Source organism: Acidipropionibacterium timonense, assembly GCF_900605005.1.
GTDB classification, from domain to species: Bacteria; Actinomycetota; Actinomycetes; order Propionibacteriales; family Propionibacteriaceae; genus Cutibacterium; species Cutibacterium timonense.
The window spans coordinates 1265163-1279679 of sequence record NZ_LR027558.1 but is presented as its reverse complement, the minus strand read 5'-3'; the positions used below and the strand labels follow the sequence as shown (position 1 = coordinate 1279679).

The 14517-nt window shown below is 70.9% G+C and carries 14 protein-coding genes; 10 read left to right on the top strand and 4 right to left on the bottom strand.

Annotation, left to right across the window (positions count from 1 at the left end; all coding sequences use genetic code 11):
• Nucleotides 1-2124: a glycogen debranching protein GlgX gene (gene glgX, locus E0E30_RS06050; protein WP_130865535.1), complete on the bottom strand. Its 2124-nt coding sequence runs from the start codon at nucleotides 2122-2124 to the stop codon at nucleotides 1-3.
• Between the two features lie 136 nt (nucleotides 2125-2260).
• On the opposite strand from glgX, the gene E0E30_RS06045 reads away from it, so the two are divergent.
• From E0E30_RS06045 to E0E30_RS06030, 4 genes are all read left to right on the top strand, one after another.
• A complete protein-coding gene (locus E0E30_RS06045; RefSeq protein ID WP_130865534.1) occupies nucleotides 2261-3406 on the top strand; it encodes a cysteine desulfurase family protein in 1146 nt (381 codons plus the stop codon).
• Nucleotides 3407-3482: 76 nt separating this feature from the next.
• Nucleotides 3483-4589, top strand: coding sequence for a tRNA 2-thiouridine(34) synthase MnmA (mnmA, locus tag E0E30_RS06040; protein WP_130865533.1), 1107 nt, complete (start codon nucleotides 3483-3485; stop codon nucleotides 4587-4589).
• Nucleotides 4590-4624: 35 nt separating this feature from the next.
• The gene (locus tag E0E30_RS06035; protein ID WP_210115870.1) at nucleotides 4625-5563 is read left to right on the top strand and encodes a uroporphyrinogen decarboxylase/cobalamine-independent methonine synthase family protein; all 939 of its coding nucleotides are present in this window, start codon (nucleotides 4625-4627) and stop codon (nucleotides 5561-5563) included.
• 716 nt (nucleotides 5564-6279) lie between these two features.
• Nucleotides 6280-6486, top strand: a complete 207-nt coding sequence (locus E0E30_RS06030) for a hypothetical protein (RefSeq protein WP_130865531.1) — start codon at nucleotides 6280-6282, stop codon at nucleotides 6484-6486.
• Between the two features lie 77 nt (nucleotides 6487-6563).
• On the opposite strand, the gene E0E30_RS06025 is transcribed toward E0E30_RS06030, so the two are convergent.
• Nucleotides 6564-7082, bottom strand: a complete 519-nt coding sequence (locus E0E30_RS06025; RefSeq protein ID WP_130865530.1) for a hypothetical protein — start codon at nucleotides 7080-7082, stop codon at nucleotides 6564-6566.
• Between the two features lie 6 nt (nucleotides 7083-7088).
• Nucleotides 7089-7700: an ACT domain-containing protein gene (locus E0E30_RS06020; protein WP_130866771.1), complete on the bottom strand. Its 612-nt coding sequence runs from the start codon at nucleotides 7698-7700 to the stop codon at nucleotides 7089-7091.
• Between the two features lie 148 nt (nucleotides 7701-7848).
• On the opposite strand from E0E30_RS06020, the gene gatC reads away from it, so the two are divergent.
• From gatC to gatB, 3 genes are read left to right on the top strand one after another with little or no spacing between them, the layout of a single operon-like run.
• Complete coding sequence (gatC, locus tag E0E30_RS06015; RefSeq protein ID WP_245306518.1) at nucleotides 7849-8148, top strand: Asp-tRNA(Asn)/Glu-tRNA(Gln) amidotransferase subunit GatC; 300 nt, start codon at nucleotides 7849-7851, stop codon at nucleotides 8146-8148.
• A complete protein-coding gene (gatA, locus tag E0E30_RS06010; protein WP_130865528.1) occupies nucleotides 8145-9662 on the top strand; it encodes an Asp-tRNA(Asn)/Glu-tRNA(Gln) amidotransferase subunit GatA in 1518 nt (505 codons plus the stop codon). The genes gatC and gatA overlap by 4 nt, the downstream gene beginning before the upstream one ends.
• Nucleotides 9659-11164: an Asp-tRNA(Asn)/Glu-tRNA(Gln) amidotransferase subunit GatB gene (gatB, locus tag E0E30_RS06005; protein ID WP_130865527.1), complete on the top strand. Its 1506-nt coding sequence runs from the start codon at nucleotides 9659-9661 to the stop codon at nucleotides 11162-11164. The genes gatA and gatB overlap by 4 nt, the downstream gene beginning before the upstream one ends.
• 61 nt (nucleotides 11165-11225) lie before the next feature.
• Here gatB and E0E30_RS06000 read toward each other — a convergent pair whose 3' ends face one another.
• Nucleotides 11226-11873 (bottom strand): TIGR03085 family metal-binding protein, encoded by a 648-nt coding sequence (locus E0E30_RS06000; RefSeq protein WP_130865526.1) that lies wholly within the window; start codon nucleotides 11871-11873, stop codon nucleotides 11226-11228.
• 156 nt (nucleotides 11874-12029) lie between these two features.
• Between E0E30_RS06000 and hisI the strand changes: the two genes are divergently transcribed.
• From hisI to E0E30_RS05985, 3 genes are read left to right on the top strand one after another with little or no spacing between them, the layout of a single operon-like run.
• Nucleotides 12030-12398 carry a phosphoribosyl-AMP cyclohydrolase gene (gene hisI, locus E0E30_RS05995; protein WP_411913993.1) on the top strand — a complete coding sequence of 123 codons (369 nt, stop codon included), beginning with the start codon at nucleotides 12030-12032 and terminating at the stop codon, nucleotides 12396-12398.
• Entirely contained in the window at nucleotides 12395-13894 is a 1500-nt protein-coding gene (locus E0E30_RS05990) for a chorismate-binding protein (RefSeq protein ID WP_130865524.1), read from the top strand. The genes hisI and E0E30_RS05990 overlap by 4 nt, the downstream gene beginning before the upstream one ends.
• Complete coding sequence (locus E0E30_RS05985) at nucleotides 13891-14481, top strand: Trp biosynthesis-associated membrane protein (RefSeq protein WP_167853907.1); 591 nt, start codon at nucleotides 13891-13893, stop codon at nucleotides 14479-14481. The genes E0E30_RS05990 and E0E30_RS05985 overlap by 4 nt, the downstream gene beginning before the upstream one ends.
• The last annotated feature ends 36 nt before the right edge of the window (nucleotides 14482-14517 follow it).

Below are 14517 nucleotides of genomic sequence, written 5' to 3'. Positions count from 1 at the left end.
TCACGCTACCGGCTTCGACGTCGCCACGGGGGCGGGAACCTCCCCACGAAGGACGGTGACACTGCGCGGGGGGACGACGAAGGCGGCGTCGGGCTCCAACGGTCCCTCGACGACCTCGTCGGGGCGGGCGGTCGTCACCTCGAGACTCCAGGAGGCGGCAAAGCGCGCCGACGGCAGATGGATGCCGACCGGCTGGTCACCACTGTGGTACCAGACGAGGAAGGCCTCCTTCGAGGTCGAGGAGTACATGCCGAGGGTCCGTCGTCCCTGGTCGTTCCAGTCCTCGGTGCACATCTCGGAGCCCTCGCCGGAGAACCACGTGAGGTCGGGGCGTCCGGTGGGCCGACCGTCGCAGGTCATGACCTCGCCGTGGTGGCGGTACAGCTCGGGGCGCAGGGCCGGGTGCTCGGCGCGAAGGGTGGCCAGGTGCCGGGTGAGCCGGGTGACGTCGGACCAGTCGACGGCGTCCTCCCAGTTGACCCAGGAGATGGGGGAGTCCTGGCAGTAGGCATTGTTGTTGCCGTCCTGGGTACGACCGATCTCGTCACCGGCGAGGATCATCGGCACCCCGGCCGACAGCAGCAGGGTGGCCATGAGATTGCGCACCTGGCGGTGGCGCAGCTCGACGATGGCGTCGTCTGTCGTCTCGCCCTCCCAACCGCAGTTCCACGAGCGGTTGTCGTTCGACCCGTCGTGGTTGTCCTCGCCGTTGGCCTGGTTGTGCTTCATGTTGTACGTCACGAGGTCGCGCATGGTGAAGCCGTCGTGGGCGGTGACGAAGTTGATGCCGCCGGTCGGCGAGCCGTAGAGGTCCTCCGATCCCGCCAGCCGGGTGGCCAGCTCCTGCACACCGGAGGTGGCACCTCGCCAGTAGTCGCGGGTGTGGTTGCGGAACCGGTCGTTCCACTCGCTCCAGCCCGAACCCCAGCGGCCCACCTGGTAGCCGTAGGGTCCGACGTCCCAGGGCTCGGCGATGTGCTTGACCCGCGAGAGCACCGGGTCGGTGCGCAGGGCCTGCTTGAACGGGTGGTTCTGGTCGACGCCGTGCTCGGCGTCGCGGATGAGGGTCGTCGCCAGGTCGTAGCGGAATCCGTCCACCCCCATCTCGGTGACCCAGTACCGCAGGGAGTCCAGGACCATCCGCAGGACGCCGGGGTGGGAGGTGTCGACCGCGTTGCCACAGCCGGTGACGTCGTAGTCGTCACGCTGATCGTTGGTGAGACGGTAGTAGGCCTTGTGGTCGATGCCGCGGAAGGCCAGCGTCGGGCCCTCGTGGCCGCCCTCGCCGGTGTGGTTGTAGACGACGTCGAGGATGGCCTCGATCCCGGCCCGGTGAAGGGCGGTGACCATGGCCTTGAACTCCTCGACCTGCTCGCCCATGCTGCCCACCGAACAGTAGGCGGCGTGCGGGGCGAAGTACCCCAGGGTGTTGTACCCCCAGTAGTTGCGCAGTCCCTTGCCCACGACGAAGGGTTCGGAGACGAACTGCTGCACCGGCAGCAGTTCGACCGCGGTGATGCCCATGGACACGAGGTGCTCGATGACGGCCGGACAGGCCAGGCCGCCGTAGGTGCCGCGCAGATGGTCGGGGACCATGGGGTGCGACCTCGTGTAGCCCTTGACGTGGAGCTCGTAGATGAGCGACTCCGAGAGCGGTCGGCGTCGGGCGATCGGTTCGGGTGGGGTCCCGGGCCGGACGACGATGGACAGCGGCACGGCGTGGGCGGAGTCGCGGTCATCGGGCTCGAAGTTCGAGCCGGGCAGGTGGTCGAAGATCGGCCCGTGGTAGTCGACGCCGGCCGTGATGGCGCGGGCGTAGGGATCCAGGAGCAGCTTGGCCGGGTTGAACCTCATGCCCTGGTCGGGATCCCAGGGTCCGTGGACGCGGTAGCCGTAGAGCTGACCGGCCTCGACCCCGGGGACGTCGAGGGTCCAGATGCCATCGGGGCCCGGGGTCATGTCGTGATTGCGCTGGGAACGATCGGAGGCCACCAGGGCCAGCTCGACCCGGTCGGCGCGGGGCGCCCACAGGCCGAAGGTGCAGCCGTCGGCGTGGAGATGCGCTCCTAGACGACGCGGTTCGGCCTCCTCGGTCGTGTCGGTCTGGGACGGTGTCCTGGCCATTGCGGCATCCTTTCCATCGACGTGCCGACGCACGGTCGGCGCGCTGCCATGCGGGCAGCGCACCTATGGTGTCTTCCGGGCCGCGATGCCACAAGTTCTCCTCGCCGGTCCGCCCCCGCTGAAAGGATGTGCTCAGATGGCTTTCAAGGATGCGAATCCGTGCACACGAGGTGCCCAGCGGGTCAACCTCGACCACGCCGCGACGAGCCCGCTGCGACCCGCTGCCCTCGAGGCCATGGTCTCGACGCCGTCCCTGGCCAACCCGTCGGCGACCCATGGGGCAGGCCGGGCAGCACGGGCCCTGCTCGAGGACGCCCGGGAGGAGATCGCCGGTCTGCTCGGGGTCCGGCCGCTCGAGATCATCCTCACCAGCGGCGGGACCGAGGCCGACGGCCTGGCCCTGCTGGGATCGGTCGGTGAGCGGGGACGGGTCTGGGTCTCGGCGGTGGAGCACGAGGCGGTCGCCGGTCTGGCGGACCCCCGGCTGCTCGGGGAGCGGGTGTCGGTGGTGCCGGTCGACCAGGACGGCGTCGTCGACGTCTCGGCACTCACCCCCGCACCCGGCGACGTCGTCTCGGTCATGGCCGTCAACAACGAGACCGGGGTCGTCGAGCCGGTGCCCGAGGTCGCCGCGCGTGCCCATGATGCGGGGGCGGTCGTCCACACCGACGCCGTCCAGGCCCTCGGCCATGTCGACGTCGACCTGGCCGGATGGGGGGTCGACCTCGCCTCGTTCAGTGCCCACAAGATCGGCGGGCCGGTCGGCATCGGGGCACTGTGGGTACGCCGTGGCGTCGAGCTCCGACCCGTCCTGCCCGGCGGCGGGCAACAGAACGGGGTCCGTTCCGGCACCCAGACCGTCATGTTGGCTCGCGGTTTCGCCGCTGCCCTGCGCGAGTCGCTGGGGACCCTCGACGCCCAGCGCGCCCGCTGGGCGAGGCTGCGTCGGCGTCTGGTCGAGGCGACGGCGTCCATCCCCGGCGTGTCGGTCGACGGGGGGACGACGGTCAGTCCGGCGATCTGCCATCTCACGGTCGAGTCCGTCCGCTCCGCCGACCTGCTCCTCGTCCTCGACGCCGCCGGCATCGACTGCTCGGCCGGATCGGCCTGCCATGCCGGAGTCGCCCGCCCGAGCCAGGTCATGCTCGCCATGGGGCGCACGGAGTCACAGGCGGCCGCCGGGGTGCGGGTGTCCTTCGGGTGGTCGACGACCGAGGCCGACCTCGACCACTTGCTGGCCGTGCTGCCGGACGCCGTCGAGCGGGTCCGCGGGGCGCGCTGAGTGCGGGCCGCCGCCGGGTCCACCTACGATGGTCGACGCCCCGGGGGGCCGGGGCGCACGGCAGGAGGAGGACCGCATGAGAGTTCTGGCGGCGATGTCCGGCGGGGTCGACTCCGCGGTCGCGGCGGCGCGCCTCGTGGCCCGGGGACACGACGTCACCGGCGTCCACCTGGCCCTGTCGCGCAACCCACGGTCGTATCGGGAGGGGTCGCGCGGATGCTGCTCCCTCGAGGACTCCTTCGACGCGCGACGGGCCGCTGATCGGCTCGGCATCCCCTTCTACGTGTGGGACTTCTCCGACCGGTTCGCGGCCGAGGTCATCGACCCCTTCGTCGCCGAGTACGCCGCCGGGCGAACCCCGAACCCGTGTCTGCGCTGCAACGAGCGGATCAAGTTCGCCGCCCTCCTGGAGCGTGGGCTCGATCTGGGGTTCGACGCCGTCGCCACCGGTCACTACGCGCGACTGGAGGCGGTCGACGGCGTCACCCGGATGTATCGGGCGGCCGACGCGGGCAAGGACCAGTCCTACGTCCTGGCGGTGCTCAATCAGGAGCAACTCGCGCACTCGCTCTTCCCGCTCGGCGACACGCCCAAGGTACAGGTGCGGCAGGAGGCTGCCGAGCTGGGGCTGTCGGTGGCGGCCAAGCCGGACTCGCACGACATCTGTTTCATTCCCGACGGCGACACCGCCGGCTGGCTCAGCGGGGAGCTCGGCACTCGCGACGGGGTCATCCGTGACGAGACCGGCCGGGTCGTGGGTCGCCACGACGGGTATCACCACTTCACCATCGGGCAGCGGCGCGGTCTGCACCTGGGGGTTCCGGCGGCCGATGGGCGTCCGCGATACGTCCTGGACATCGAGCCGGTGTCGAACACCGTCGTCGTCGGCGGGGAGGACGGACTGAGCGTGCGGCGGCTCGAGGCCATCCGGCCGGTGTGGTGTTCCGGCGAGCCGGCGTCGACCTGGCGTGGGCAGGTCCAGGTGCGGGCGCACGGGCAGCCGGTGGGGTGCGGTGTCCGTCGCGTCGACGGGGGAGTCGTCATCGAGGTGGACGAGCCGCTGCGTGGGGTGGCGCCGGGACAGGCCGCGGTGCTGTATGACGGCGACCTCGTCATCGGGTCCGCGACGATCTGCGGCACCGAGCGGGCCGGGGTGTCGGTGGCGCAGGCGGTCCGATCGTGATCGCCACGGGCGTCGGCTCACTGCCGGGAACCGACATGCGCGGGGCACTGGCGGCGGTTGCCGAGCTCTTCGGGCAGCTCATCCCACTGCCCGAACTGCCGGGGCGGGGCGTCGAGGCGGGCATCCTCGGGCGCGGCTGCGCGGTGCTCGACGATCTGCCGGTGGACCTCGGGCCGGGCGGATGGCGTCTCGCCGACTCCTCGGACGGGGCGCACCGTCGGGCCGGGTCATGGCTGCGCAGGGACCTCGACGACCTCGAGGAGACCCTGGCCGGGGCGCCCGCGACGGTGAAGATCGGCATCTGTGGGCCGCTGACGTTGGCGGTCGGGCTGCACCTGCGGCACGGTGAGTGCCTCCTTGCCGACGAGGGGGCGCTCCGTGAGGTGACGGCAGGGCTGGCGTCCGGCATGGCGACGCTCATGGGGGAGCTGCGCCGTCGGATGCCACAGGTGAGGTGGGTCGTCCAGCTCGACGAGCCGAGCATCGGTGCGGTGCTCGGCGGACGGGTCCCGACGCAGTCGGGCCTGCATCACTGGCCGGCGATGTCGTGGGCCCGAGCCACCGAGCTCACCGGCGTCCTCGTCACCGGGCTCGAGGGGCTGGCCGAGGTCGGGTGGCACTCGTGCGCCGCCGACGTTCCCCTGCCCGATGTCCCGGGTCCTGTCGTGCTCGACCTGTCCCGCCCCGGGACGCGGATGCTCGACGCCGTCGCGGCCAGGATGGATGCCGGTGGTCGGGTGGGCCTGGGTGTCGTGCCGACCGACAGGGCCGACGTCGTCATGCCGGTCGACGAGATCGTCCGACGGGTGCTCGAGCTGTCGCGTCGTCTGGGGGTCGGTGACTGCCGGCTCGCAGACCTGGGAATCCTCGTGCCTGCCTGCGGCCTGGCCGGATGGAGTCGAGCGGCGGCGTCGAGCCAGCTCGACGCGCTCGCCCGAGCTGCCGAGCTCGTCGAGGAGCACCTGCGAGGCTGATTTTCCTGGGGTCAGTCTGCCGGGAGGTGAGACGTTCTCGGGGCGTCGATGGAGAAGACTCGGCCATTCCCGGCTCCACGTGACGCGCGATGGCGACGGATTCCAGATTGGGCACTGGTCGTCGATGAGTGTCCGCACGCGGTCGACGGGAATCGTGTTCCGCGCTCCACCTGGGAATCGGGCCCTGTCCGGTGGTCCACGTGAGAACCCTGCCCAGTCCGGTGGTCCACGTGAGAACCCTGCCCCACCCAAGGGTCCCCTCGTGGAGCCTCTCCCGTCCGGCACCTCGCTCCGGAAAAAGCCCTCAGGGATGACTTTGCTCCCCTTTCTGCACGATGCTCCAGATACTCCAGGAGCATCGTGCAGGTTCTGGAGCCAGGTGGGCCCTACGGCCCCTGAGGGGGCGATTTTCGGAGCAGAGTGGCCCCGGTCCCGGCCTCGGCAGTGACGGTTCGTGGAGCCTGGTACAACTTCTGGAGCTATGTGGCGTCCCGGGCTGCGGACGGCGACGGTTTCCGGAACGAAGTGGCCTCCCGGGCCACGGGCAGTGGCGATTCCAGGAGCACGGTGCAGGTTCTGGAGCAGGGTGGCCCGTGGGGGGCGGGAGGTGACGGTTTGCGGAGCGACGTGGCCTCCACGACCCCGGTCGCCACGATCCGGGCCACGGCGACCTCGTCGCCCGCCGCGCCCGACCGGGGCACGGTACCCTCGGGACCGTGCCCTTCTTCACCGACCTCAACCTCGACGGACGCACCCCGATCCGGGTGCGTCCCAGGCTCGGCGAATGGGGTCCGCGCAAGGTGCCGTCGACCCGGCTCAAGAAGGTGCAGCGGATCCTCGCACCGATCGTCTTCGTCCTCGTCCTGGGCGCTCTCGTCGGGGTCGGGTACTACTTCTTCCAGGTCCTCATCCCACAGAGCTGAATCCACAGGGGCCGACAGCCTCGAGCCGAATCCCGGGCCGACGCCGACTGCCCCGGCCCGGCGAGCCGCGACGGGCCTCAGATGACGAGGTGGACGCCCCACTTCGTCGCCAGGGCCAGGGCGTAGCAGCGCAGGAAGAACCCGATGACCATGGTGAGGGTGAAGGGGAGCGTGCGCATCCTCGTCGTGGCCGCGTAGATGACGGTGAGATAGACCGGCGGCACACCGGTGATGGCCGAGACCATGAGGATGACCAGACCCCATCGCGGGTGCTCGACCGCCCGGGCGGCGTGGTCGTTCCAGCGCCCCAGCCGTTCCCGCCAGGACCCCGGCGGCGCTGGCTTGGGCTCCTTGTGCTTGAACCACTTGAGGTTCTTGCCCTGGCGGATCCCGATGAACATGATGAGCTTGCCGATGGCGTGACCGATGGCCAGCCCGATGGACACCTCGAGTGGCCCGAGCAGTCCACTGGCCAACGAGCCGACGATGAAGATCTCGGAGTTGAGGACGGGGATGAGGCTCGAGGCGATCCCGAAGCCCAGGGCCGAGAGGATCTCGTACCAGAACCGCCAGGTCAGCCAGACGTGGGCGACCACACGTCCTCAGTTCGCCAGCGCAGCCATGTGCTGCAGTCGGTTGAGCTCGGAGGTGAGGAAGGCCGGGCCGCCCTGACGTCCCAGGGCCAGGCTGCGGCCACCCGACAGCGGGGCGACGGCGATGACGGTGTCTCCCCAGCCGGGCATCCACCCGTCCTGGAGCTCGGCCGCATGGGTGACGTCGAGCGGCTCGAGCCTGGCGACCGCCTCCGGGGTGAACTCGGGGGCCAGCGCCGTCGACGTGAGCACCGACTGGTCGGCGTCGAAGAGGGCCGCCCACTGGCAGTGGAAGACGACGGGGGTGGCCTCGGTGAGGATCTCGGCGGAGTGCTGCGGGTCCTCGCCCATCCGGTTGAGAGCGGCGATGTCCGACTCGATGCCCCAGTTCTCCGGGTACCGCGACAGCCACAGCACCTTGACGCCGTCGAGCATGTCGCAGGTCGAGACGAGGGTGTCCGGCAGGGTGGACGGCGGGAGGTTGAGGATGAAGTCGTCGATGGCGTACCCCTCGCCCTTCTCGACGATCTCGATGGCCGAGATGTCGGCGTCGACCGTACCCATGGCGGTGGCGACCTGTCCCAGTGTGCCCGGGACGTCAGGAACCTGGATGCGGACGATGAGCACGGGGCATATTGTCCCTCGTCACAGCGACGAGCCCAAATGCCATGGCGGCGGACGCACCCGGGCACAGCCGCCCGAGGGCCTAGGATTGGGCCCGTCCCGCCCTCGGGACGTCCCGCACCCGGTCCACCGCAGGAGATCCATCGTGGCCCTCACGCCTGATGACGTCGTCCGCCTGGCCGGCCTGGCACGCATCGACCTCACCGATGACGAGACCGCACAGCTGGCCCCCCAGCTCGGCCTCATCCTCGACTCGGTCGCCGTGGTCTCCCAGGTCGCCACCGCCGACGTCCCGCCCACCTCGCACGCCCTGCCGCTGAGCAACGTCTTCCGGTCCGACGAGCCCCGCCCGTCCCTGCCGCCAGCCGACGCCCTGGCCGGGGCCCCCCGCGCGCAGGACAACCGTTTCCGGGTGCCGCGGATCCTTGAGGAGGACGCCCAGTGACCGACCTCGTCCGTACCGACGCCGCCGAGCTCGGCCGGCTCATCGCCTCCCGCGAGGTGTCCTCGCAGGAGGTCACTCGTGCCCATCTGGATCGCATCGACGCCGTCGACGGGCCGGTGCACGCCTTCCTCGCCCTCGACACCGACCGCGCCCTGGCGACCGCCAGGTCGATCGACGAGCGGATCGCCACCGGCGAGCGGCTCGGCCCGCTGGCCGGCGTCCCCATCGCCGTCAAGGATCTCTTCTGCTACGAGAGTTTGCCGACGACGGCGTCCTCGCGGATGCTCGAGGGCTGGGTGCCCCCGTACACGTCGACGGTCGTGCGCCGCTGCCTCGACGCGGGGCTCGTCGTCCTGGGCAAGACCAATCTCGACGAGTTCGCCATGGGCTCCTCGACCGAGACCTCGGCCTTCGGTCCGACCCACAACCCGTGGGACCTCGACCGCATCCCGGGGGGCTCGGGGGGTGGCTCGGCGGCGGCCCTGGCCGCGTTCGAGGCACCGCTGGCCCTGGGCACCGACACCGGCGGCTCCATCCGGCAGCCCGCCGCGGTGACCGGCACCGTCGGCGTCAAGCCCACCTACGGCGGCACCTCCCGGTACGGGGTCATCGCCATGGCCAGCTCCCTCGACCAGCCCGGCCCCTGCGCCCGCACGGTGCTCGACGCCGCCCTGCTGCACGAGGTCATCGGCGGCCACGACCCCATGGACCAGACCTCCATCGACCAGCCGGTGCCCGACGTCGTCGCCGCGGCCCGTTCCGGTGACGTCACCGGGATGCGCATCGGCGTCGTCAAGGAGTTCGGCGGTGAGGGCTACCAGCCCGGCGTCGAAGCACGCTTCCACGAGGCAGTCGAGGCCCTGGTGGACGCCGGGGCGCAGGTCGTCGAGGTGTCCTGCCCGCATTTCGAGTACGCCCTGCCGGCCTACTACCTCATCCAGCCCGCCGAGGTGTCGAGCAACCTGGCGCGCTACGACGCCATGCGCTACGGCCTGCGCATCGGTGACGACGGCACCCACAGCGCCGAGCAGGTCATGTCGATGACCCGTGGCGCCGGGTTCGGGGCCGAGGCCAAGCGGCGGATCATCCTGGGCACCTACGCCCTGTCCGCCGGCTACTACGACGCCTACTACGGCTCGGCGCAGAAGGTGCGCACCCTCATCGCGCGCGACTTCGAGAACGCCTGGGCCAGCTGCGACGTCCTCGTCGCGCCGTCGACGCCGACCGTCGCCTTCAGGCTGGGGGAGCGCACCGCCGATCCAATGGCGATGTACCGGGCCGACCTGTGCACCATCCCGGCGAACATGGCCGGCAATGCGGCGGGGTCCTTCCCGTGCGGCCTGGCCGACGGTCTGCCGGTGGGCTTCCAGGTCATGGCCCCGGTCATGGCCGACGACCGCGTCTACCGGGTCGGCGCCGCCCTGGAGCGGATCCTCGAGGACCGGTGGGGTGGCCCGCTGCTCGACCGGGCCCCGCACCTCAGCGGCGAGTTCGACAGGGAGGATGCCCGATGAGCGCCTACAGCACCGACGAGCTGCTCGACTACGACGAGGTCATGGGGCGCTTCGAGCCAGTCCTCGGCCTCGAGGTCCACGTCGAACTGTCGACCGCCACGAAGATGTTCTGTGGCTGCTCCACCGACTCGCAGGCCGAGCCGAACACCAACGTCTGCCCGGTCTGTCTGGGTCTGCCCGGATCGTTGCCGGCGATCAACGGTCACGCCGTCGAGTCGGCGATCCGTATCGGTCTGGCCCTCAACTGCCAGATCGCCCCGTGGAGCCGGATGTCGCGGAAGAACTACTTCTACCCCGACATGACCAAGGACTACCAGATCTCCCAGTACGACGAGCCCATCTGCCATGACGGACATGTCGATCTCGAGGTCGAGGGCCGGACCTTCCGGGTCGAGATCGAGCGTGCGCACATGGAGGAGGACGCCGGCAAGTCGCTGCACGTCGGCGGCTCCGAGGGACGGATCCAGGGTGCCGACCACTCGCTGCTCGACTACAACCGGGCCGGCGTCCCCCTCATCGAGATCGTCACCAAGCCGGTGCGCGGGCTGGGGGCCCTCGCCCCGCAGGTCGCCAAGGCGTACATGGCTCACCTGCGCGACATCATGATCGCCCTGGGGGTCTCCGAGGCCCGCATGGAACGGGGCAACCTGCGGTGCGACGCGAACGTCTCGCTCATGCCGAAGGGTTCGGACGTCCTGGGCACCCGCACCGAGACGAAGAACGTCAACTCGCTGCGGTCGGTCGAGGGGGCGCTCACCTACGAGATCCGCCGTCAGGGAGCGATCCTCGCCGCAGGAGGAGCGTTACGTCAGCAGACCCGGATGTGGCAGGAGAACGGCGAGTTCACCATTGCCGGACGGGACAAGTCGGACGCCGAGGACTACCGCTACTTCCCCGAGCCCGACCTCGTCCCGGTGGCGCCGAGCCGGGAATGGGTCGAGCAGCTGCGCGACACCCTGCCCGAGCTGCCGGCCGCCAAGCGTGCCCGGCTGAGGGCCCAGTGGGGTCTGTCCCAGCTCGAGGTCGACGCCCTCGTCAACGCCGGTGCCCTCGACCTCGTCGAGGCGACCGTGGCCGCCGGTTGCGACCCGGCCTCGGCCCGCAAGTGGTGGCTCACCGAGCTGTCCCGGCGTGCCAACGAGGCCGGCATCGAGCTCTCCGAGGTCGGCATGACCCCGTCCCAGGTGGCCCAGCTGCAGGCGCTCGTCGACGACGGCTCGCTCACCGACAAGCTCGCCCGTCAGGTCATCGACGGGGTCGTCGCCGGTGAGGGTGACCCGCAGGACGTCGTCACGGCTCGGGGCTTGGCCGTCGTCTCGGACGACGCCGCCCTCGGGGCAGCCGTCGACGAGGCCATCGCCGCCAACCCTGACGTCGCCGAGCGGATCCGTGGCGGCAAGGTGCAGGCTGCCGGGGCGCTCATCGGGCAGGTCATGAAGGCCATGCACGGTCAGGCCGACGCCAAGCGGGTGCGCGAACTCATCCTCGCCAAGCTGTCGTGAGTGACGACGGGGGTCGGTCCGCCGGAGCCGGCCCCCGTGCTGACACCTCGGACGGGGTGACTCAGACGGCGCAGTCCGTCCCGAGGAAATCGGTGACGGCGTCCGGCTCGCCCAGCACCTCGACGCGGGCGGCCTCCTTGCGTCCGAAGCAGTGGAGGAGCACCTCGGAGGGCAATCCGACGAGGGTGACGATCCGGGAGCCGGGACGCAGCCCGAGCAGGTGGAGGTCACCGGACTGGTCGATGAGTTCGACGCGGACCCCAACCGGGCTGTGCCGCAGCAGCAGCCGCCCGCTGCGGGCCAGGATCCGGGCCAGATGGGTCTGGGTGGGACGCCCCAGGTCGCGTGGTGCGGACCAGCCGGGTTGGGCGCGCAGCAGGTCCTCGTGGTGGACGAAGAACTCGGCACCGTTGGCCACCCGGTCCAGACCGGGAACCCGGAAGACGCTCCACGGCGCCGGCCCACGACGCAGCCGGTCGACCCGCTCGGCGAAGGTCGTGCGCGACTCGAGCTGACGGCGTCGGGCGGCGGTGACCTCGTCGAAGACCTCGACGGCCATGCCGGGCACGGCCAACGGGTCGTTCTCGCGCAGCAGCAGATGGATGAGCAGGTCATCGGCCAGCCAGCCCTCGCACAGGGTCGGGGCCGTGGGGCCCAGCCGGTCGAGGTCGGCGGCCAGGGCGGCGCGTTCGGTCTGGGCCAGTGACATGGCGACTCCCTTCACTCGTCCCCATCCTTGCACGTGCCGGCGTCCGCGCCCGCCGTCGCGCGCAGCACCGGTGCCTCCCACACGGCACTTCCCGGACGCCACCGTCCCGTGACGCCGATCGGTCGTGGCGGGCGCCGGGCGCCGTCGGGGTGTTGAATGGAGCCCATGTCCTTGGACCCCGCCATCGCCTCCCGCCTCAAGCGCAATGACGCCGGACTCGTCCCGGCCGTCGTCCAGGAGCGGTCGACCGGGGCGGTGCTCATGATGGCGTGGATGGACGACGAGGCCCTCGCCCGCACCCTGGCGACCCGACGGGCGACCTACTGGTCGAGGTCACGCCGGCAGTACTGGGTCAAGGGCGAGACCTCCGGCCACACCCAACACGTCCGCCAGGTGCGCCTCGACTGCGACGGGGACACGATCCTCCTCGTCGTCGACCAGACCGGCGGGGCCTGCCACACCGGCGACCACACCTGCTTCGACGCCGACCTCCTGCTTCCCGACGACACCGAGGAGACCCGATGAGCGACCTCACCCTCACACCGACCCTCGAGGAGACCCTCCGGTCGCGAAGTGGGCGGGTGGTCAGTGTCCACGCCACCATGGTGTGCGACGACCTCACCCCCGTCGGCCTCTACCACCACCTGTGCGGTGACCGGCCGCTCACCTTCCTCCTCGAGTCGGCCGAGTCGGGGATCTGGAGCCGTTGGTCGTTCATCGGCGTGCGCTGCGACACGGCGCTCACCGTCGAGGACGGACGAGGTCGGTGGATCGGTGAGCCGGTGAGCGGCCTGGGCTCCAGCGGGCCGCTGGCCACCCTCAAGGAGGCGCTGCGCGAGCTGCAGACCCCCTCGGCCCCCGACCTGCCGCCGCTCACCTCGGGTTTCGTGGGGTTCCTCGGCTACGACGTCGTCCGCCACCTCGAGGACATCGGCGACGACACCGTCGACGACCTCGGCCTGCCCGAGATGTGCTTCATGATCGCCGGCGACATGGCCGTGCTCGACCACCACCGCGGGGAGCTGTGGCTGGTGAGCAACCACGTCGTCGACGCCGACGCCGACGACGCTCAGGTCGAGGCCGCCTGGCGTCGCGCCGAGGAACGGATCGCGGCGATGGCCACCCGGATCGCCTCGGCCCGACAGTCCATCACCCGCCCCGACGTGCCGCCGGCGCAGGTCCCGGTCATGCGGCAGCGCACCCCCGAGGAGTTCGCCACCCTCGTCGACGTCGCCATCGAGCGGATCAAGGACGGCGACATCTTCCAGGTCGTCCCCAGCCAACGGTTCGACCTGGCCACCGGTGCCGACGCCCTCGACATCTACCGGCAGTTGCGCCGCTGCAACCCCAGCCCGTACCTCTACCTGCTGAGGCTGCCCGGCTTCGACATCGTCGGCTCGTCGCCCGAGTCCCTCGTCACCGTCAAGGACGGCGTCGCCACGACCCATCCCATCGCCGGGACCCGGCCCCGCGGCCGCACCTCCCAGGAGGACCAGCGCCTCGAGGCCGAACTCCTGGCCGACGAGAAGGAACGCTCCGAGCACACCATGCTCGTCGATCTGGGTCGCAACGACCTGGGCCGGGTGTGTGTGCCGGGCACGGTCAACGTCACCCGGTTCATGGAGGTCGGGAGGTACTCCCACGTCATGCACCTGGAGGCCGCCGTCACCGGGGTGCCCCGCGACGACGTCGACGCCCTCGACGTCACCCTCTCGTGTTTCCCCGCCGGCACCCTCTCGGGAGCCCCGAAGATCTCGGCCATGCGGATCATCGAGGAGCTCGAGACCACCCGACGGGGGGTCTACGGAGGGGTCGTCGGCTACTTCGACCTCGACGGCAACTCCGACTGCGCCATCGCCATCCGCACCGCCGTGCTCAAGGACGGCGTCGCCCACATCCAGGCCGGGGCCGGCATCGTCCTCGACTCGGTCGGGGCCAAGGAGAACCTCGAGTGCCAGAACAAGGCGGCGGCCGTCGTCACCGCTGTGCGTGCGGCCGAGGCATGGGGGAGCGGGTCGTGACGCAGCCGCTCTCGCCGGCACGCCGCGGTGCCGTCGTCACGGTGCCGGCCCTGCTCGGGCTGGCGGCCCTGGCCATCGACCGACGCCCGTGGCTGCGCTGGGGATCGGTCGAGCTCACCGGGGCGCAGGTGCACGGACGACTCGTCGACTCCCTGGGCGCCATGGTCGTCATCGGCACCGTGCTCCTGCTCACCGTCGGTGCCCTGGGACGCCGACTCGTCGGAGTCCTCGACGCGCTGCTCGGGGTGGGCCTCGTCACCGCCGCCCTGGCGGGTCGATCGGCTCCCGACCATCTCTGGGCCAGCTATGGGGTCGAGGCCCACGGGGTGGCCTCGAGCGTGACGATGTGGCCGTGGACCCTGGCGACGTGCGGGGTGCTGCTCGCGGCCGCCGGCGTGCTCGTCAGCGCGACGGCAAGCCGCTGGCCGGCCCGCCGCACCCGCACGACCGAGCGCAGCGTCGACCTCACCGACGAGCGATTGCTGTGGGACGCGCTCTCGCGCGGGGAGGACCCCACGGCCGGTGACGCCGTCGGGACACAGACGCGCCCCGGTCACGCGGCCACGGACGAGGGCACTTCGCGATAGTCTTCGGAGCAGCCGCGCCCGAGCACGAGGAGGACA